This window comes from Geodermatophilus sp. URMC 64 (assembly GCF_053502555.1).
The window spans coordinates 3,301,698-3,321,027 of sequence record NZ_CP199955.1 but is presented as its reverse complement, the minus strand read 5'-3'; the positions used below and the strand labels follow the sequence as shown (position 1 = coordinate 3,321,027).

The 19,330-nt window shown below is 72.8% G+C and carries 17 protein-coding genes; 13 read left to right on the top strand and 4 right to left on the bottom strand.

Features of this window, described 5'->3' with window-relative positions; all coding sequences use genetic code 11:
* The first annotated feature begins 31 nt into the window (after positions 1-31).
* The 7 genes from ACWIYF_RS16125 (at position 32) to ACWIYF_RS16095 (ending at position 8,443) form a co-directional block, all read left to right on the top strand.
* On the top strand, positions 32-1,156 hold the full coding sequence (locus tag ACWIYF_RS16125; RefSeq protein WP_448623836.1) for an ABC transporter ATP-binding protein: 1,125 nt from the start codon (positions 32-34) through the stop codon (positions 1,154-1,156).
* Positions 1,157-1,268: 112 nt separating this feature from the next.
* Positions 1,269-2,585: an ABC transporter substrate-binding protein gene (locus ACWIYF_RS16120; RefSeq protein WP_448623835.1), complete on the top strand. Its 1,317-nt coding sequence runs from the start codon at positions 1,269-1,271 to the stop codon at positions 2,583-2,585.
* A gap of 82 nt (positions 2,586-2,667) precedes the next feature.
* On the top strand, positions 2,668-3,651 hold the full coding sequence (locus tag ACWIYF_RS16115; protein ID WP_448623834.1) for a carbohydrate ABC transporter permease: 984 nt from the start codon (positions 2,668-2,670) through the stop codon (positions 3,649-3,651).
* Positions 3,648-4,580: a carbohydrate ABC transporter permease gene (locus ACWIYF_RS16110; RefSeq protein WP_448623833.1), complete on the top strand. Its 933-nt coding sequence runs from the start codon at positions 3,648-3,650 to the stop codon at positions 4,578-4,580. The genes ACWIYF_RS16115 and ACWIYF_RS16110 overlap by 4 nt, the downstream gene beginning before the upstream one ends.
* A gap of 230 nt (positions 4,581-4,810) precedes the next feature.
* The gene (locus ACWIYF_RS16105; RefSeq protein WP_448623832.1) at positions 4,811-5,911 is read left to right on the top strand and encodes a glycoside hydrolase family 36 protein; all 1,101 of its coding nucleotides are present in this window, start codon (positions 4,811-4,813) and stop codon (positions 5,909-5,911) included.
* A 34-nt stretch (positions 5,912-5,945) separates the two neighbouring features.
* On the top strand, positions 5,946-7,172 hold the full coding sequence (locus tag ACWIYF_RS16100) for a DUF4032 domain-containing protein (RefSeq protein WP_448623831.1): 1,227 nt from the start codon (positions 5,946-5,948) through the stop codon (positions 7,170-7,172).
* Entirely contained in the window at positions 7,169-8,443 is a 1,275-nt protein-coding gene (locus ACWIYF_RS16095; protein WP_448623830.1) for a glycoside hydrolase family 32 protein, read from the top strand. Before ACWIYF_RS16100 ends, ACWIYF_RS16095 begins: the two co-directional genes overlap by 4 nt.
* Here ACWIYF_RS16095 and mqo read toward each other — a convergent pair.
* Entirely contained in the window at positions 8,433-9,938 is a 1,506-nt protein-coding gene (gene mqo, locus ACWIYF_RS16090; protein ID WP_448623829.1) for a malate dehydrogenase (quinone), read from the bottom strand. The genes ACWIYF_RS16095 and mqo overlap by 11 nt on opposite strands.
* A gap of 338 nt (positions 9,939-10,276) precedes the next feature.
* On the opposite strand from mqo, the gene lspA reads away from it, so the two are divergent.
* From lspA to dnaE, 5 genes are all read left to right on the top strand, one after another.
* Positions 10,277-10,846: a signal peptidase II gene (gene lspA, locus ACWIYF_RS16085; protein WP_448623828.1), complete on the top strand. Its 570-nt coding sequence runs from the start codon at positions 10,277-10,279 to the stop codon at positions 10,844-10,846.
* 43 nt (positions 10,847-10,889) lie between these two features.
* Positions 10,890-11,834 carry an RluA family pseudouridine synthase gene (locus ACWIYF_RS16080; protein ID WP_448623827.1) on the top strand — a complete coding sequence of 315 codons (945 nt, stop codon included), beginning with the start codon at positions 10,890-10,892 and terminating at the stop codon, positions 11,832-11,834.
* 8 nt (positions 11,835-11,842) lie between these two features.
* Positions 11,843-12,646, top strand: coding sequence for a CPBP family intramembrane glutamic endopeptidase (locus ACWIYF_RS16075; protein ID WP_448623826.1), 804 nt, complete (start codon positions 11,843-11,845; stop codon positions 12,644-12,646).
* Positions 12,639-13,085 (top strand): GNAT family N-acetyltransferase, encoded by a 447-nt coding sequence (locus ACWIYF_RS16070; protein WP_448623825.1) that lies wholly within the window; start codon positions 12,639-12,641, stop codon positions 13,083-13,085. Before ACWIYF_RS16075 ends, ACWIYF_RS16070 begins: the two co-directional genes overlap by 8 nt.
* Before the next feature lie 174 nt (positions 13,086-13,259).
* Entirely contained in the window at positions 13,260-16,829 is a 3,570-nt protein-coding gene (dnaE, locus tag ACWIYF_RS16065; protein WP_448623824.1) for a DNA polymerase III subunit alpha, read from the top strand.
* Here the strand turns inward: dnaE and ACWIYF_RS16060 are convergent.
* Entirely contained in the window at positions 16,826-17,320 is a 495-nt protein-coding gene (locus tag ACWIYF_RS16060) for a nucleotidyltransferase domain-containing protein (protein WP_448623823.1), read from the bottom strand. The genes dnaE and ACWIYF_RS16060 overlap by 4 nt on opposite strands.
* Positions 17,321-17,381: 61 nt before the next feature.
* Between ACWIYF_RS16060 and ACWIYF_RS16055 the strand changes: the two genes are divergently transcribed.
* A complete protein-coding gene (locus ACWIYF_RS16055) occupies positions 17,382-18,158 on the top strand; it encodes a hypothetical protein (protein WP_448623822.1) in 777 nt (258 codons plus the stop codon).
* Here the strand turns inward: ACWIYF_RS16055 and ACWIYF_RS16050 are convergent, their stop codons facing one another.
* Positions 18,159-18,356: a DNA-binding protein gene (locus ACWIYF_RS16050; RefSeq protein ID WP_448623821.1), complete on the bottom strand. Its 198-nt coding sequence runs from the start codon at positions 18,354-18,356 to the stop codon at positions 18,159-18,161.
* Positions 18,357-18,394: 38 nt separating this feature from the next.
* On the bottom strand, positions 18,395-19,243 hold the full coding sequence (locus ACWIYF_RS16045; RefSeq protein WP_448623820.1) for an LON peptidase substrate-binding domain-containing protein: 849 nt from the start codon (positions 19,241-19,243) through the stop codon (positions 18,395-18,397).
* Between the last annotated feature and the right edge of the window lie 87 nt (positions 19,244-19,330).

Here is a 19,330-nt window from a genome sequence, read left to right as displayed (position 1 = left end):
GTGCACCGGCAGAGCGGAGAGGACCGACCCGATGGCCGCAATCACGTACGACCACACGACCATCCAGTACCCGGGTGCTGAACGGCCGTCCGTGAACGCCCTCAACCTCGACATCGCCGACGGTGAGTTCCTCGTGCTGGTCGGCCCCTCCGGCTGCGGCAAGTCCACCTCGCTGCGCGCCCTCGCCGGGCTGGAGGCGGTGACCGAGGGCTCCATCCGGATCGGGGACCGGGACGTCACGCACCTGCCGCCCAAGGAGCGGGACATCGCGATGGTGTTCCAGAACTACGCGCTGTACCCGCACATGACGGTGGCCGACAACATGGGCTTCGCGCTCAAGATCGCCGGCATGAAGAAGGAGGAGATCCGCAGCCGCGTCGAGGACGCGGCGAAGATCCTCGACCTCGAGCCCTACCTGGACCGCAAGCCCAAGGCGCTCTCCGGCGGCCAGCGGCAGCGCGTCGCCATGGGCCGGGCGATCGTCCGTCACCCGCAGTGCTTCCTGATGGACGAGCCGCTGTCGAACCTCGACGCGAAGCTGCGCGTGCAGACCCGCACGCAGATCGCCGCGCTGCAGCGCCGGCTCGGGGTCACCACCGTCTACGTCACCCACGACCAGGTCGAGGCCATGACGATGGGCGACCGCGTCTGCGTGCTCAAGGACGGCTACCTGCAGCAGGTCGGCACGCCGCGCGAGCTCTACGACCGCCCCGACAACGTCTTCGTCGCCGGCTTCATCGGCTCGCCGGCGATGAACATCGTCGACCTGCCGCTGCTGCAGGACGGCGCCTGCATCGGTGACCGGACGCTGCCCCTGCAGCGGGACGTGCTCTCGTCCCTGTCCGGGGAGGGCGCCCAGACCGCGACCGTCGGCTTCCGCCCCGAGGCGGTCCGCGTCGTCGGCGACGGCGAGGGCTTCCCCTTCGAGGTCGTCGTCGTCGAGGAGCTCGGCTCCGACGCCTACGCCTACGGCACGCTGCACGCGGGCCAGGGCGCCGGCGGCGGCGACAAGCTCATGACGATCCGCGTCGACGCCAAGCGCCCGCCCATGAAGGGCGAGACGATCCACATCCAGATCGCGCCCGAGGAACTGCACGTCTTCAGCGCGGAGAGCGGCCGCCGCATCTCCAGCGACAGCCGGGTGCCCTCCGCCTGACCCCGACCGCCGCGGTCCGGCGCCGATCCCGGCGCCGGGCCGCCCCGACCCGTCCCGTCGCACCGCCGCTTCCCCACGCCGCTCAGACCAGCAAGTGTCCGAAGGAGTGCACATGCGCATCAGATCCACGTTCGGGGCGGTGGCCACCGCCGGTGCCGTCGCCGTCCTCACCACCGGCTGCCTGAGCTCCGGTGGCGGCGGGGGAGGCAGCGGGAACACCAGCAACAGCATCGAGGTCATGTACGGCTTCACCGGCCAGCAGTCGGACGACTTCATCGCCGTCGTCCAGCCCTGGGCCGAAGAGAACGACATCGACATCAAGTTCTCGCCGACCGCGAACTTCAACCAGCTCATCAACACCCGGGTGCAGGGCAACCAGCTGCCGGACATCGCGATCTTCCCGCAGCCGGGAATCATGCGGTCCATCGCGGACCGGGGCGACCTCGCCGACCTGTCCGACGTCCTGGACATGAACGACCTCGAGACGAACATGGTGCCGGGCGCGCTCGAGGCCGGGCAGTCCTCGGACGGCACCCAGTACGCCGTGCTCATGAGCTCGAACGTCAAGAGCATCGTCTACTACCCCCAGGCGGCGGCGCAGCAGGCCGGGCTCTCGGCGGAGGGCCCGCAGACCATGGACGAGCTGACCCAGCTGACCGACACGATCGCCGGTACCGGGACCACGCCGTGGTGCTTCGGGATCGGCGCCGAGGCGTCCACCGGCTGGCCGGCGACGGACTGGGTCGAGAACCTCATGCTGATCAACTACGGCGGCGACGTCTACGACCAGTGGGTCAACCACGAGATCCCGTTCAACGACCCGCAGGTGCTCGACGTCCTCAACCAGATGGAGGCGCTGGTCCTCGCCGACGGCCACGTCAACGGCGGCCGGCAATCCGTCGCGTCCAACGCGTTCGGCACCGCCGGCAACGTCATGTTCGACACCCCGCCCGGCTGCTACATGTACCGGCAGGGCAACTTCCTCGTGCAGCCCGGCTTCTTCCCCGACAACGTCGTGGAGAACCTGGACTCCACGGTGGGCGTGTTCGCCATGCCCGGCACGACGCCCGACTCGAAGCCGGTGCTCGGCGGCGGTGACATGGCCGGCCTGTTCAGCGCGGACAACGACGCGGCCAAGCAGGTGATGGAGTACCTGACGTCGACCGAGTTCCAGAACGCGGCGATCGCCCAGTCCAACTCCTACATGGCGCCGCGCACCGACGCCGACCTCAACGGCTACACCAGCGAGACGGCCAAGACCTTCGCCGAGATCCAGAACCAGGCCAGCGAGTGGCGGTTCGACGGTTCGGACCAGATGCCCGGTGAGGTGGGCTCCGGAACGTTCTGGCGCGAGATGACCTCGTGGATCAGCGGTCAGGAGGACGCCAAGACGGCGCTCGACAACATCGAGAACAGCTGGCCGGCCTGACGCCCGCTCGCCGGTGCCGGCGGTTCGCCGCCGGCACCGGCGAGGTCACCCCTGCCCCGCACCGCCCTGACGGGAGGGTCCCGTGACGATCAAGATCCTGAACGCGCTCATCGCCGTCGTCGGCGGCGTGGTCGGCGCGGTCCTCGTGTACTACCTGCTCAACAAGCTCGCCGAGCTGCTACCCGGCCGCTGGGAGGACCGGGTCAAGCCGTACCTCTTCCTGCTGCCCGCCCTGGCGGCGATCGGCCTGTACCTGATCTACCCGACCATCCAGACGGTCGTGTACAGCTTCGCCAACGCCGCGAGCACCCAGTTCGTCGGCCTGGACAACTACGGGAACCTGCTGGCTTCCTCGAGTTTCCAGAACACCCTGTTCAACACGCTGCTGTGGATCATCATCGTCCCGGCCGGAACCATCGTGCTGGGACTGCTCATCGCCACCCTCGCCGACCGGCTCCGGCCGCGCGGCGAGAAGTTCGCCAAGACGCTGGTCTTCTTGCCGATGGCGATCGGCGGCGTGAGCGCCGCGGCCATCTGGCGGTTCGTCTACGCGGCCAACCCGCCGGGGCAGCGGCAGGTCGGCCTGCTCAACGGCATCTGGACCGGTCTGGGCGGGGAGCCGGTCAACTGGCTGCAGCTCACGACGCTGCGGTTCAACAGCTTCCTGCTCATGGTGATCCTGCTGTGGGTGCAGGCCGGGTTCGCCATGGTGCTGCTCTCCGCGGCGATCAAGGGCGTGCCCACCGAGACGCTGGAGGCCGCCCGGCTCGACGGCGCGGGGGAGGGCGCGATCTTCTTCAAGATCATCGTCCCGCAGATCCGCACGACGATCATCACGGTGTTCATCACCGTGCTGATCACGGTGCTGAAGAGCTTCGACATCGTCTACGTGATGACGAACGGCAACTTCAACACCAACATCATCGCCGTCGACTTCTTCAACCAGCTGTTCACCAACAACAACGCCGGCTACGCCGCGGCGATCGTCGTGATGCTGCTCATCGTCATGATCCCGATCCTGGTCTTCCAGATCCGTCAGTTCCGCGCCGAGGAGGCCGCCCGATGACCGGCAGCCAGACCGTCGCCCCGGTCCAGGTCCCCAAGGAACCGACGGCCGTCGGCGCCCGGACCGGACGAGGGCGCAAGCACGACCCGACCGCGCGCGCCTCCATCTGGGTCAAGATCGCCGTCGTCATCATCTGCCTGCTGTGGGTCATCCCGACGTTCGGCCTGGCCATCACGTCGTTCCGCCCGCAGGACGACGCCAACTCGACGGGTTGGTGGACGATCTTCACCAACCCGTCGAGCCTCACCCGGCTGACGCTGGAGAACTACAGCGACGTCTTCGACTTCGCCGACATGGGGACGGCGTTCGTCAACAGCCTCGCCATCACCATCCCGGCGACGATCATCCCGATCCTCATCGCCGCGTTCGCCGCCTACGCGTTCACGTTCATGCAGTTCCCCGGCCGGGATCTCCTGCTGATCCTGATCGTGGGCCTGCTCGTCGTGCCGACCCAGGTGGCCCTCGTCCCGCTGCTTCAGATCTACGGCAACCTGGGCATCAGCGGCACGTTCCTCGCCATCTGGCTGGCGCACATCGGCTTCGGCATGCCGCTGGCCGTGTACATCACCCGCAACTACATGGCGACGCTGCCGAAGGAGGTCATCGAGTCGGCGAAGATCGACGGCGCGAGCCACTTCCAGACCTTCTGGCGGCTGATCCTGCCGATGTCCACCCCGGTGCTGGCGTCGTTCGCGATCTTCCAGTTCCTGTGGGTGTGGAACGACCTGCTCAACGCGCTCGTCTTCATCGGCGCCGGCGACAACCAGCCGCTGCCGGTCGCGCTCAACCAGCTGCTCGGCCAGCAGGGCCAGGGCTGGCAGCTGCTCACCGCGGGCGGCCTGTTCACGATGCTCGTCCCGGTCATCGTGTTCCTGTCGCTGCAGCGGTACTTCGTCCGCGGCCTGACCGCCGGGTCGGTGAAGGGCTGACCTCCGGAGACGTCCTCGCTCGCGTCGCCGTCGACCGGGAGCGGGCGCTGGTCTACGAGCACGGCTGGCAGTCGTGGAGCCCCACGACCGCCTACCGGCTCGGCGACCGGCCCTTCCGGCCGGTCAGCGACGCCCGGCGGGTCGGCAACTACCACCCCGAGCGGACCGCGCCGCACGAGGCCTTCTGGGGGGAGGGCCTGCTCGCGGTCGACCCGGGTACCGGGGAGGGCGTGCACGTCTTCGCCGCGTCCTCCCCGGAGGGGGCCGTCCCGGCGGTGCACGCCGAGGTCGTCGGCGGCGAGGTCGTGGTCAGGGGGACGCCCGACCTCGTCCACACCGTCGACCAGGACGGCGGCGGGCTCGACGCCGTCCTCGCCCGGTGGGGGAGCGCGTTCGCCGAGGCCGCCGGCGTGGGCCCGCTGCGGCCGCCGCCGACGGTCTGGTGCTCCTGGTACCACTACTTCGAGCGGGTCACCCAGGCCGACATCGAGGAGAACCTCGCCGCCATCGACGAGCTCGCCCTGCCGCTCGACGTCGTGCAGATCGACGACGGGTACCAGGCCGAGATCGGCGACTGGCTCGCCCTCTCCGACCGGTTCGCCTCGCTGGAGCACGTGGTCGGCGACATCCGGAGCGCCGGGCGCCGCGCCGGGATCTGGGTGGCCCCGTTCATGGTGGGCGAGCGCTCGGCTCTGGCCCGCGCGCACCCGGACCGGCTGATCGGCGGCGCCGACCCCGGTCGGGGCTGGGGGCAGCAGCTGGCCTGCCTGGACGTCACGCACCCAGGCGCCGAGGGCTACCTGCGGGAGGTGTTCGGCAGCCTCCGCGCGACCGGGATCGACTACTTCAAGATCGACTTCACCTACGCCGGGGCCATGGAGGGTCACCGCGCCGACGCCTCGGTCACCGGGGTGGACGCCTACCGGCACGGGCTGCGGGTGATCCGCGAGGCGATCGGGCCGGACGCGTTCCTGCTGGGCTGCGGCGCGCCGATCCTGCCCAGCGTCGGCCTGGTCGACGGCATGCGGGTCGGCCCGGACATCGCCCACCACTTCGAGCCCCTCGACGGCGACCTCTCCCAGCCCTCGCAGCGGGCCGCGGCCATGAACAGCCGGTGGCGCGCCTGGCAGCAGGGCCGCTTCTGGGTCAACGACGCCGACTGCCTGGTCGCCGGTCCGCACGTGGAGCGGCGCGAGGACTGGGCGCCGATCGTCGAGGCGTACAGCGGGCTGCGCAGCAGCAGCGACCGGCTGCGCGGCCTGGACGACTGGGGCCTGGAGGTCACCCGGCGGCTGCTGCAGCCGGGCCTGGTCGCGCCGCTCGTCCCCTGATCCGCACCTGCTTCCGAGGTTCGCCGTGCACTTCGTGTTCAGCCCCCCGGCCGACGCGGCCGCCGGCCTGCTGGACCTGCCGTGGGACCGGCCACTGGAGGAGTGGACCGACGACCGGCTCACCGAGATCCCGCAGCGCGGTCTGTCCCGGCACGTCGTGCGGTTCGTGGCCGAGGGTGGCGAGGTGTTCGCGCTCAAGGAGATCACCGAGCGGCTGGCCCGCAAGGAGTACTCGCTGCTGCGGCGGCTGAAGGAGCTCGGCGTCCCCGCCGTCGAGGTCCTCGGCGTCGTCGTGGACCGGCCCGACGACCTGGAGGCCATCCTGGTCACCCGGTTCCTCGACTACTCCTCCTCCTTCCGCGCGCTGTTCGCCAACCCGCGCGGGGCGCACATGACCGACCGGCTGATGGACGCCCAGGTGGAGCTGCTCGCCCGGCTGCACCTCGCCGGGTTCATGTGGGGCGACTGCTCGCTGTCGAACACCCTCTTCCGCTTCGACGCCGGGGCGCTGGCCGCCTACCTGGTCGACGCCGAGACCGCCGAGCTGCACGACCGGCTCTCGACGGGTCAGCGCGAGTACGACCTGGAGCTGGCCCACGAGCGGGTGGCCGCGGAGCTGATGGACCTGCAGGCCGGCGACTGCCTGGCCGAGGACCTCGATCCGCTCGAGGTCGCTGACGACCTGGTGCGCCGCTACAACCACCTCTGGCACGAGCTCACCGACGAGGAGCTCATGCGCCGCGACGAGCAGCGGTGGCGGATCGCCGAGCGGATCCGCCGGCTCAACGAGCTCGGCTTCGACGTCGACCAGGTCGAGCTGATCGACGACCCGAAGGGCGGCAGCCGGCTGAAGCTCACCACCCGGGTCGCCGAGCCGGGCCGGCACCGCCGCGAGCTGATGGCGCTGACCGGGCTGGACGTGTGGGAGAACCAGGCCCGCCGACTGCTGGCCGACATCGCCAGCTTCCGCGGCTGGATGGAGCAGGTCCAGCAGCGCCGGGTGCCGCTGGCGGTGGCCGCCACCCGCTGGCTGCGCGAGGTCTACCAGCCGGTCCTGGAGTCGATCCCGCCGCACCTGCGCAGCCGGCTGGACCCGGCGGAGATCTTCCACGAGATCCTCGAGCACCGCTGGTTCCTCTCCGAGGCCGCCGGCCGCGACGTCGGCACCACGGCCGCGGCCGCGGACTACATCACCAACGTGCTGCCCCAGGTGCCCGAGGAGCTGGTGACGCCCGCGCCGGTCAGCACCGAGCCCTCGTGACGGGGCGCCCCGGCTTCCACGTCACGGCCCCCTCGGGCTGGATCAACGACCCGCTCGGGGTGACCTGGCACGACGGCCGCTACGAGTTGTTCGTCCAGTACAACCCGGACGCGCCGGAGTGGGCGCCGGCCTGCCGGTGGGGGCAGCTGCGCTCGCCCGACCTCGTTCGCTGGGCCTGGGTGGGCACCGCGCTGGCCCCGGGGCCCGGGGAGGACGGCTGCTGGTCGGGCTCGGTCGTCGTCGCCGACGGGGTCCCGGTGATCGTCTACACCAGCGTGCGCGCCGGCGCGCTCGACCTCGGCGCGGTCGCCCTGGCGACCGGCGACCCGGCCTGGCGGACGTGGACGCCCGACCCCGCCGGACCGGTGCTGCCCGGCCCGCCGCCGGGCCTGCGGCACTTCCGCGACCCCTTCGTCTTCCGGGACGGCGGCACGTGGCGGATGGTCGTCGGCGGCGGGCGGGACGACGGCACGGCCGTCGCGCTCCAGTACAGCGGGTCCGATCTGCGGCACTGGTCCCTGGACGGCCTCCTGGCCGGGCGGCCCGGGACGGAGCAGCCGGCCACCGGCTCGGTGTGGGAGTGCGTGCAGCTGTTCCCGCTGGACGGCGCCTGGGTGCTGCTGGTCTCGGTGTGGGACGCCGGCGAACCGCGGCGGGTCGCCTGCGCGGTCGGCGACTACGACGGCCGCCGGTTCACCGCGCGGGCCTGGCAGCGGTTCACCGCCACGGACGCGGTCTACGCCACGACCACCTTCGCCGACGCCGCCGGCCGGCGCTGCGCGCTGTCGTGGGTCCGCGAGCCGGCGGCGCCGGGGCCCGCGTGGGCGGGGGTGCTGTCGCTGCCCGTCGTCCTCTCCCTCGACGGCGACCGGGTCGCGGTGGCGCCACACCCGGACGTCGACGGGCTGCGCACCGGCGTCCTGGCCGAGGGGACGCCGGCCGACGGCGACGTGCTGGGGCCGTTCGAGCCGTTCCTCGACGTCGTTGCCCACCTCGACGGACCGGGGCGGCTGGCCGTGGGCGACCTGCTCACCCTCGACGTCGGACCCGACGCCGTGGTGCTCCGGCGTCCCGGGCGCGCGGACGAGCGGGTTCCGATGCGGCCGCCGACCGAACTCCGGCTGCTCGTCGACGCGGAGCTCGCCGAGCTCTTCGTCACGGGGGAGGGGGCCGTGGTCCGGCTGGATCCGGCAACGGGCCCGGTGCCGGTGACCGTGTCCGGTCGGGGCGTGCGCCACCTGACCGTGCACGGGATGCCGGTCAGCCGTTGAGCTCCAGGGTCTGCATCGTCTCGGCCCGCACCTGGGCGAGCAGCGCCGGGTCGTCGGCCAGCGACCGCCCGTAGGAGGGGATGGCCTCCTGCAGCGCCGGCCGCCAGGCGGCGATCCGGTCGGGGAAGCACCGCTCGAGCAGCGTGAGCATCGCCGACACCGCGGTCGAGGCGCCGGGGGAGGCGCCCAGCAGGCCGGCGACGGTGCCGTCGCCGCCGACGACCAGCTCGGTACCGAACTGCAGCACGCCGCGGCCGGTCACCGGGTCGCGCTTGATCACCTGGACCCGCTGGCCGGCGGTGATCAGGTCCCAGTCGTGCTGCTCCGCCCCGGGGACGAACCCGGTCAGCGTGCCGTGGCGGGCGTCGCGGGACTGCAGCAGCTCGCGGACCAGGTACCGGGTGAGCGCCATCTCGGTGCGGGCGACGCCGAGCATCGAGCCGAGGTTGTCCGGCTTCACGCTCTTCGGCAGGTCGAACATCGAGCCGGCCTTGAGGAACTTCGGCGAGAAGCCCGCGTACGGGCCGAACAGCAGCGAGTAGTCGCCGTCGATGAGCCGCAGATCCAGGTGCGGGACCGACATGGGGGGAGCACCGACGGCGGCCTGGCCGTAGACCTTGGCCTGGTGCCGGGAGACCAGCTCGGGGGAGTTGGTGCGCAGGAACATGCCGCTGACCGGGAAGCCGCCGAAACCGCGGATCTCGGGGATGCCGGCCTTCTGCAGCAGGGGGAGGGCGCCGCCGCCGGCGCCGACGAACACGAACCGGGTGCGCAGCACCCGCTTCTCGCCGGTGACCGTGTCGCGGACGGTGACCCGCCAGCGGCCGTCGGTCTCCCGCGCGAGGCCGGAGACCCGCTGGTCGCAGTGGACCTGCACGCCGCGGCGCTCGGCGTCCTCGAGCAGGAACCGGGTGAGCGCGCCGAAGTTGACGTCGGTGCCGGCGAACGAGCGGGTGGCGGCCATGACCTGGCTCGGGTCGCGGCCCTCCATCATCAGCGGCAGCCACTCGGCCAGGTCGGCCTGGTGCTCGGCGTACTCCAGGCCGTCGAACAGCGGCTGGCGGGCGAGGGCCTCGTACCGGGCGCGCATGTAGGCACGGCCGTCCTCGCCGGTGACGAAGCCGACGTGGGGCACCGGGGTGATGAACGCCTTGGGCGAACCCTCGGTCATGCCCTCGCGGACCAGGTGCGACCAGAACTGCCGCGAGACCTGGAACTGCTCGTTGATCGCGAGGGCCCTGGACGGGTCGACCCGTCCGCCGGGGCCGGCCGGCGTGTAGTTCAGCTCGCACAGGGCGGCGTGCCCGGTTCCGGCGTTGTTCCACGCCTCGGAGCTCTCGCCGGCGACGTCCGGGGCGGACTCGAACACGGTGACGCTCCACTGCGGCGCGACGATCCCCAGCAGCGCGGCCAGCGTCGCGCTCATGATGCCGCCGCCGACGAGGACGACGTCGGGGTTCGCGCTGTCGGTTGCTACGCCGGGGTCGGAAGTCACGGCTGCCTTTCCTGCGGTGGCGGCGGAACGAGGGACGAGCGCCGGAGGCGCCTGTTCGATCGTCGGCCGTTCCGGGCTCTGACATGCGGGTTCGGCGGTGTGAGGAATCTCCGCCCCGTGATCTGCGCCATGTTTCCGGCTCCGGAACGGCCGTTTCGCGGCGGTCGCCGGGGTCGCCGTCACTCCTCCGGGTGGTGCGACGACGCGATCCCGCGTGGGACCGCGGCGCCCGCGGACCGCCGTATCGTCGTCGGGGAGCGCGGCGTCCCGGCCGCACCGACCACAGGAGCGCCGTCCTGGCCGAGCACCCGCACCCCGACGCCGCGGGGGACCAGCCGGTGGACGCCGGCACCGGCGCCCGCCGGCCGCGGACGCGGCTGCTGCTCTCGCTGGCCGCGGCCGTGCTCGCCGTCGACGTCGTCACCAAGGTCCTCGTGGTCGCGACCATCGGCGAGGGCGAGAACATCCGGCTGCTCGGCGGCGCGGTGTACCTGACCTTCTGGCGCAACACCGGCGCGGCGTTCTCCTTCGCCGAGGGCGCGACGATCCTGTTCAGCCTGATCGCGGTGGTCGTGGCGGTGGTGATCGTGCGGACCGCGCGGCGGCTGTTCTCCACCGGCTGGGCGGTCGCGCTCGGCCTCGTGCTGGGCGGCGCGCTCGGCAACCTGATCGACCGGGTCTTCCGGGCCCCGGGCTTCCTGCGCGGCGGCGTCGTCGACTTCGTCTCGGTGTTCGCCCCCGACGGCCGGGTGTGGCCGGTGTTCAACGTCGCCGACTCGGCGATCGTCTGCGGCGGCATCCTGGGCGCCCTGCTGGCCCTGCGCGGCATCGAGTTCGACGGCTCACGCGGCCGCGCGAAGGCGGTCTCGGGCGCCGGGGCCGACGACGGCGGCGCGGCGCGCGGCTGACCGCCCGGGCGGCTGCGGCGCCGCGCCGCGCCCGCCGGTCACAATGGGCACCGTGACCTCCTCCGGCCTGTACCGCGCCCTGCCGGTGCCGGACGGGCTCGAGGGGCAGCGGGTCGACCAGGCGCTGTCCCGGCTCTTCGGGCTCTCCCGCACCACCGCCGCCGAGGTCGCCGACGCCGGTAACGTGCAGGTCGACGGCCGGGTGCGCGGCAAGGGCGACCGCGTGAGCGGGGGCAGCTGGCTGGAGGTCGAGCTCCCGCCGCCCCCCGGCGAGCCGGCCCCGCCGGAGCCGGTCGAGGGGCTCGCCGTCCTGTACGACGACGAGGACGTCGTGGTCGTCGACAAGCCGGTCGGCGTGGCGGCGCACCCGAGCCCCGGCTGGGAGGGGCCCACGGTGATCGGGGGACTGGCCGCCGCGGGCTACCGGATCTCGACCTCCGGCGCGGCCGAGCGGCAGGGCGTCGTGCACCGGCTGGACGCCGCGACGACCGGCGTCATGGTGGTCGCCAAGAGCGAGCGGGCCTACACCGCGCTCAAGGCGGCGTTCAAGGAGCGGACGGTCGAGAAGGGCTACCACGCCCTGGTGCAGGGCCACCCCGACCCCTCGCGCGGCACCATCGACGCCCCGATCGACCGGCACCCCCGGCACGACTGGAAGTTCGCCGTCGTCAGCGGCGGGCGGCCGTCGGTCACGCACTACGAGGTGATCGAGGCGTTCCCCGCCGCGAGCCTGGTCGACATCGCGCTGGAGACGGGGCGGACCCACCAGATCCGGGTGCACTTCTCCGCGATGCGCCACCCGTGCGTCGGCGACACGACCTACGGCGCCGACCCCACCCTGGCCGCGCGGCTGGGCGTCGGCCGGCAGTGGCTGCACGCCGTCCGGCTGCGCTTCCCGCACCCGGCCGACGGCCGGTGGGTGGAGTTCACCAGCGAGTACCCGGCCGACCTGGCCGGCGCGCTCGCGATCCTGCGTGCCGAGGCCTGAGCCCGGCCGTGAACTGGCTGCCCGAGTCCCTGGACGCCTTTGGCGCCGCCGCGCTGGCGGCGGTCCTGCTCGCCGGCTACCTCGTGGTCGGGGAGCCGGTGGCGGGCTACGTCCTGCACCGCCGGTTCGAGGGGCGGCTGCAGCGGGACCCGGCCGCGCGGCGCTCGTTCTACGGACGGCTGCTGATCCTCGAGTGGGGGCTGGCCGTCGTCGCCGCGGTGGTCTGGGCGGCCGCGCCGGGCGTCGGCCTCGGGGCCGTGGGGCTGCGCTGGCCGCAGGCGTGGCCGGGCCCGGTCACCGCGGCCGCCGTCCTGCTGGTGCTGGCCTTCCTGCTCGTGTCGCTGCGGGCGATGGCCTCCGGGGCGCTGCGGGCCGCGGCCGAGCAGCTGCGCCGCCCGGGCGACGGCCGGCACGCCGAGCCGCCGGTGCACGCCACGCTGGCGCTGCTGCCGCGGACCCGGGGCGAGCGCCGGCTGTTCACCGTCGTGGGACTGACCGCGGGGATCTGCGAGGAGTGGCTCTACCGCGGCGTCTTCCTGGCGGTCGTCGCGGCGCTGCTGGGCCGCCCGCCGCTGCTCGTCCTCGTGGTCGTCGCGGCCGCCGCGTTCGGGCTGGCGCACGCCTACCAGGGCGTGGCCGGGATCGTCACCACCGCGGTGCTGGGCGGCGTCCTCGCCGCGCTGTACCTGGAGACCGGCTCCCTGCTGCTGCCCGTGCTCCTGCACGCGGTCATCGACCTGCGCTTCCTGCTCCTGCCGGCGTCGGTGCTGCCGCCGTTCGTCCGCGGCGCCCGGGAGGTGACCGGTGGCTGAGCCGCGGGCCGAGGTTGCCGGCCCGGCGGACCGGCCGGCGATCGCGGCGCTGCGCACCCGCGTCTTCGTCGAGGAGCAGGGCGTCCCCCCGGAGATCGAGCAGGACGACGCCGACGCCACCGCCGTCCACGCGGTGAGCAGGGACGCCGATGGCCGGGTGGTCGCCACCGGGCGGCTGCTGGAGCGCGACGGGGTCGCGGTGATCGGCCGGATGGCCGCCGACCCGGCCGTCCGCGGCCGCGGGCACGGCGCCGCCGTCCTCGCCGAGCTGCACCGGCAGGCGGTGCTGCGCGGCCTGCGGCGGGTGGAGCTGCACGCCCAGATCACCGCCCGCGGCTTCTACGAGCGGGCCGGCTACACCGCGGTCGGCGAGGAGTACCAGGAGGCGGGCATCGCGCACATCACGATGCGGCGAGAGTTGCCCGACGAACACGTGTGACTGATCGGTCCGCCTGTGTCCGACACGTTCTGTCAGACCCTCGGCGTAGACCCTCCTCAGTGCGAGGATCGAGGTACCGCCCACCGATTCCCCCGCACCGCCGGTCTTCCCCGCCGGTCGCCCGCCGGATCACCGACGGTGGGCACGCACGACCACTGAGGAGCAGGACCGCCCGTGAGCAGCAGCAGCCCGTCGAAGGATTCGTTCGTGCACCTGCACGTGCACACCGAGTACTCGATGCTCGACGGCGCGGCGAAGCTGCCGGAGGTCACCAAGGCGGCCGCCGAACAGGGGATGCTGGCCCTGGCGATGACCGACCACGGCAACGTGTTCGGCGCCTACGACTTCTACAAGCAGGCCAACGCCGCGGGGGTCAAGCCGATCATCGGCATGGAGGGCTACTACACGCCCGGCTCGCGGTTCGACCGCGCCCCGTTCGACTTCGGCGACAACCTCATCGACGAGGACGGCGAGGGCGGCTCCTCGCGCGGCAAGGCCGCCTACACGCACATGACCCTGCTGGCCCGCACCACCGAGGGGATGCACAACCTCTTCCGCATCTCCTCGCTGGCCAGCCTCGAGGGCCAGTACCGCAAGCCGCGCTTCGACCGCGAGCTGCTCGAGACCTACGGCAAGGGCCTCATCGCCACGACCGGCTGCCCGTCCGGCGAGGTCAACATGTGGCTGCGGGCCGGCAAGGAGGACCGCGCCCGCCAGGCGGCCGCGGACTTCCAGGACATCTTCGGGCGGGAGAACTTCTACGCCGAGCTGATGGACCACGGCCTGTCCATCGAGAAGAAGACCCGCCCGCAGCTGCTCGCGATCGCCAAGGACCTCGGCATCCCGCTGCTGGCCACCAACGACCTGCACTACACGCACAAGGAGGACGCGGAGGCGCACGACGCGCTCCTGTGCATCCAGACCGGCTCGCGGCTGAACGAGACCAACCGCTTCAAGTTCAACGGCGACGGCTACTACCTCAAGAGCGCCGCCGAGATGCGCGCGCTGTTCCCCGGTGAGCTGACTGCGGCCTGCGACAACACGCTGCTGATCGCCGAGCAGTGCGAGATCGAGTTCACCGAGGGCGCCGACCTCATGCCGCGCTTCCCCCTGCCGGCGGGGGAGGACGAGACCTCCTGGTTCGTCAAGGAGGTCGAGCGGGGGCTGCACAAGCGGTGGCCGAACGGCATCCCCGACCACGTCCGCAAGCAGGCCGACTACGAGGTCGGGATCATCACCCAGATGGGCTTCCCGGGGTACTTCCTCGTGGTCGCCGACTTCATCAACTGGGCCAAGGACAACGGCATCCGGGTCGGTCCGGGCCGTGGCTCGGCCGCCGGCTCCCTGGCCGCCTACGCCATGGGGATCACCGACCTCGACCCGCTGGCGCACGGGCTGATCTTCGAGCGGTTCCTCAACCCCGAGCGCGTCTCCATGCCCGACGTCGACATCGACTTCGACGACCGCCGCCGGGGTGAGGTCATCCAGTACGTCTCGCGGAAGTACGGCGAGGAGCGGGTCAGCCAGATCGTCACCTACGGGACGATCAAGGCGAAGGCCGCGATCAAGGACGCCGCCCGGGTGCTCGACCGCCCGTACTCGGTCGGCGACGAGCTGACCAAGCTCATGCCGCCGGCGGTCATGGGCAAGGACATCCCGCTGTCGGGCATCTTCGACCCGGCCCACCCGCGCTACAAGGAGGCCGCGGAGTTCCGGGCCCGCTACGAGTCCGACCCGGGCGCGCAGGAGGTGGTCGACCAGGCCCGCAAGCTCGAGGGGCTGAAGCGGCAGTGGGGCGTGCACGCCGCCGGCGTCATCATCGGCCGCTACCCGCTGATCGACAGCATCCCGATCATGCGCCGGGAGGCCGACGGCGCCGTCATCACGCAGTTCGACTACCCGACCTGCGAGACGCTCGGCCTGCTGAAGATGGACTTCCTGGGCCTGCGCAACCTCACGGTCATCGACGACGCGCTGCGCAACATCGTCGCAAACGGCAAGGAGCCGATCGACCTCGACGAGATCAGCAAGGACCTCACCGACCCGGCCACCTACGAGCTGCTGGCCCGCGGTGACACGCTCGGCGTCTTCCAGTTCGACGGCGGGCCGATGCGCTCGCTGCTGCGGCTCATGCGGCCGGACAACTTCGAGGACATCTCCGCGGTCGGCGCGCTCTACCGGCCGGGTCCGATGGGCGCGAACTCGCACACCAACTACGCGCTGCGCAAGAACGGCCAGCAGGAGATCACGCCGATCCACCCGGAGCTCGCCGAGCCGCTGGAGGACATCCTCGGCACGACCTACGGCCTGATCGTCTACCAGGAGCAGGTCATGGCGATCGCGCAGAAGGTCGCCGGGTACTCGCTCGGCAAGGCCGACCTGCTGCGCCGCGCAATGGGCAAGAAGAAGAAGTCGGTCCTGGACGCCGAGTTCGTCGGCTTCGAGGCCGGCATGAAGGAGCGCGGCTACTCCGACGCGGCGATCAAGACCCTCTGGGACATCCTCGTCCCGTTCGCCGACTACGCGTTCAACAAGGCCCACTCGGCCGCCTACGGCCTGGTCTCCTACTGGACCGCGTACCTCAAGGCGAACTACCCGGCCGAGTACATGGCCGCGCTGCTCACCAGCGTCGGCGACGACAAGGACAAGCGGCCGATCTACCTGGCCGAGTGCCGGCGCATGGGCATCAAGGTGCTGCCGCCGGACGTCAACGAGTCGGCCGCCGACTTCACCCCGGTCGGCACCGACATCCGCTTCGGCCTGGCCTCGATCCGCAACGTCGGGCACAACGTCGTCGAGGCGATCGCCCGTGCCCGCGAGGAGCAGGGCCGGTTCAAGGACTTCTCCGACTTCCTGCGCAAGGTCGACGCGGTCGTCTGCAACAAGAAGGTCATCGAGTCGCTGTGCAAGGCCGGCGCCTTCGACTCCCTCGGTCACTCGCGGCAGGGCCTGGTCGCCGTGCACGCCAACGCCGTCGAGATGGCGATGGCGCTCAAGCGCAAGGAGGCCGAGGGCCAGTTCGACCTGTTCGGCGGCTTCGGCGCCGGCGACGGCGCGGACGACCCGTTCGGCGGGGCCCTGGACATCACGATCCCGACGGCGGACTGGTCGAAGTCCGAGCGGCTGATCTTCGAGCGCGACATGCTCGGCCTCTACGTCTCCGACCACCCGCTGCACGGCGTCGAGCACGTGCTCGCGTCGCACGCCGACACCCCGATCGCCGAGATCAACGCCGGCGGGGTCGAGGACGGCGCGAACGTCACGATCGCCGGGATCCTCACAGCCGTGGGGCCGCGGACCAACAAGCAGGGCGCGCCCTGGGCGATCGCCACGGTCGAGGACCTCGAGTCCGGCATCGAGGTGCTGTTCTTCCCGAAGACGTGGGCCGAGTACTCGGAGAAGGTCGTCCGCGACCAGATCGTCGTGGTCAAGGGCCGGATCAACCGGCGCGACGACCAGCCCTCGCTGTTCGCCTCCGAGATCAGCATCCCCGAGCTCACCGAAGGGCCGCGTGGGCCGGTGCTCGTGTCCATGCCGGCCACGCGCTGCACCCCGCCGGTCGTCGAGCGGCTGCGCGAGGTGCTCGGCAGCCACCCGGGCACGACCGAGGTGCAGCTGAAGCTGGTCAACGGCAGCCGGGAGACCGTGCTGCGCCTCGACCAGGGCCTGCGGGTGCGCCCGAGCACCGCGCTGATGGGCGACATCAAGGCCCTGCTCGGCCCGACCAGCGTCGCGATCCTCTAGCCGGCGACCAGCCGGTGCAGGACCGCGAGGTCGTGGTGGTCCACGGCGCGGAGCTCGTAGCCGGAGCGCCAGGCGATCTGCTGCATGGCCGAGATGCAGCCGACGGCGCGCCCGGCGACGGTCCCGGTGGTGAAGCAGGCGGCCGGGTAGACCCAGCGCTCGCCGTGCGGGCCGACCTGGATGCCGGTGCCGTCGGCGTCGAAGGTCACCGGGTGCACGTCGACCCAGCCCCGGCCGGGGGCGGCGAGCTCGACGCGGGTCGGCCGCTCGTCGGTCTCGACCGCGTAGCCGAGGTCCCCCAGCGCGGCCAGGACGGCGGCCTCCTGGGTCGCGTCGACGGCCAGGTCGAGGTCGCGGTGCGCCCGGGTCTGCCGCCCGGCGAGCGCGTCGACGCCCCACCCGCCCTCGAGCCACGCCGGGCAGCCGGCGGCCGCGAGGGCATCCAGCACGGCGACGACCTCCGCCGCGGTCATCCCGCCGAACCCGCGCACGCGGCAGGCTAACCGCGTGCCCCTCGCGCCGTCTCCCCGACGGCCGGGGTTCACTGGGGGCATGAGCGACGCCCCGGACGACCCGTCGGCCGCCTCCGCAGCCGGTGCCGGGGCCGCGTGGCCACCCGTCGGTCCGCCGTCGTCGCGCCCCGTCGACCCGGGCGCCGCCGCCCGTTCGGCCGCCCTCGGCGGACTGACCGGGCCGGACGGCGCACCCGCTCTCGCGGCCCGGCGGCCGTGGTCGGCCTGGTCGGAGATCCGCGGCGACCTGCGCCCGGCGGGTCTGCTGGTCGCGGCGCTGGCGGTCGCGGGGTTCCCGATCGGGCTGTTGTGGTGGGCGCTCGCGCCGCGCGCCGACTTCCGCATCACCGCCGACGGCCCCGTGGCGATCGGCAACCCGCCGGCCGAGCTGCTGGCCGCGGACGACGCCGTCTTCGCCCTGCTGCTCGCCGCGGTGGGGCTGCTCGCCGGCGTGCTGGCCTGGGCGTTCCTGCGCCGCCGACGGGGCGTGGCCGTGCTGCTGGCGCTCGCGGTCGGCGCCTCGGCCGCGGCCGGGATCGCCTGGCAGCTCGGTGAGCTGCTGGGGCCGGCCCCCACCCAGGCCGAGCTCTCCGACGTCGGGGCGAGGGTGACGACCAGCCTCACCCTCGGCTCGCTGCCGGCGCTGGCCGCGGGGCCGTTCTGCGCCGTCCTGGCCTACCTGGTGGCCACGCTGTTCACCCGCCGCGACGACCTCGGCCGGCCGGTCGGGCAGCCGGCCGCCGAGCGCCCGGTCGCTGGCGAGCCTGCGCTGGCCTGGTCGCCGGTCGACCCGGCACCGGGCCGGCCGCGGGACTGATCACTCCGCGGCGAACGACAGGCCGCGTTCGGCGAGGGCCGCCCGCAGCAGCCGCAGCGCCTTCGGGCCCACGCCGTGCAGCGCGGCCAGCTCCTTCTCCCGGTGGTCCGGCAGCTGGGACAGCCGCGTGATGCCGGCCGCGTGCAGGGCCCCGGTCGCGGGGCGGCCGATGGCCCGGGGCAGGTCGTCGTCGGTCACGTCAGCGGGGACCGGCCGGCCGGTGAGATCTCATCGGCTCAGTTGACCGTCATGGGCGTGGCGAACTCCTGCAGCGGCACCGGCACCGCCCCGAGCGTCTGCAGCAGGGTCAGCTCGCGGCGCAGCAGCCGGGACTCGGCGGCCAGCCGGCGGCGGGTCGCGGAGACGGCCAGCAGCGCCTGCCGGTCCTCGGTCGTGAGCAGCGCCGCGGAGGCCACGAGCCAGGACAGCGCGCGCGGGTCGTCGGCCACCTCGCGCAGCAGCGCCGCCGTCTGGGCGCCGACCTGCAGCCGCTCCGGGCCGCCGGAGGGATCGGCGAGGTCGGGGTCGACGTCCTCGTCGTCCCCGGGGGCCCAGCCTCCGCCGCGCAGCGCCGCCACCTCGGCCACGTAGCGGGTGAACAGATCCCGGACCCCGCGGACGAGCACCGCCATGGACGAGCGCGCCACGTCGGCGGCCACGTCCGCGCCGGCCGGCCCGACCAGGCCCTCGGTGTCGGCCGCCGCCTCCTGGGCCGCTTCCTCGTCGGCCAGCCACTCGACCTCGCCCTGCAGGTAGGGCGGGTCGTCGCCGACGACGACGTCGAGCAGGCGGAACCGCTCGCCGCCGACCGTGACGATGCGGAAGCCGCCGTCCGGCTGCGGCCGGACGGCCTGCAGCCGCGCCGCGCAGCCGACGTCGTAGAGCGCCTCCGCGGGGGCGACCTGCTCGACCTCCCAGCCCTGCCGGATCGCGACCACGCCGAAGAAGCGCCGGTCGCTGCCGGCCGGGAGGGCGATCAGGTCGTGCACCAGCCGGCGGTAGCGCGGCTCGAAGATGTTCAGCGGCAGCACCACGCCGGGGAACAGGGGTGAGCCCAGCGGGAACAGCGGGATGAGCTCGCCCACGGCAGCCGAGCCTACGGGCGGCGGCACGCGGCCGGGGGAGGGGCCGGTGCGTGCCCCTGGCTACCCTGGGAGCCGGCGTTCGCTATC

Coding starts and splice junctions, on each gene's coding strand:
- ACWIYF_RS16125 (WP_448623836.1), top strand. CDS start 32: ATGGCCGCAATCACGTACGACCACACGACCATCCAGTACCCGGGTGCT.
- ACWIYF_RS16120 (WP_448623835.1), top strand. CDS start 1,269: ATGCGCATCAGATCCACGTTCGGGGCGGTGGCCACCGCCGGTGCCGTC.
- ACWIYF_RS16080 (WP_448623827.1), top strand. CDS start 10,890: ATGGGCACCGTGACCTCCTCCGGCCTGTACCGCGCCCTGCCGGTGCCG.
- ACWIYF_RS16110 (WP_448623833.1), top strand. CDS start 3,648: ATGACCGGCAGCCAGACCGTCGCCCCGGTCCAGGTCCCCAAGGAACCG.
- ACWIYF_RS16055 (WP_448623822.1), top strand. CDS start 17,382: ATGAGCGACGCCCCGGACGACCCGTCGGCCGCCTCCGCAGCCGGTGCC.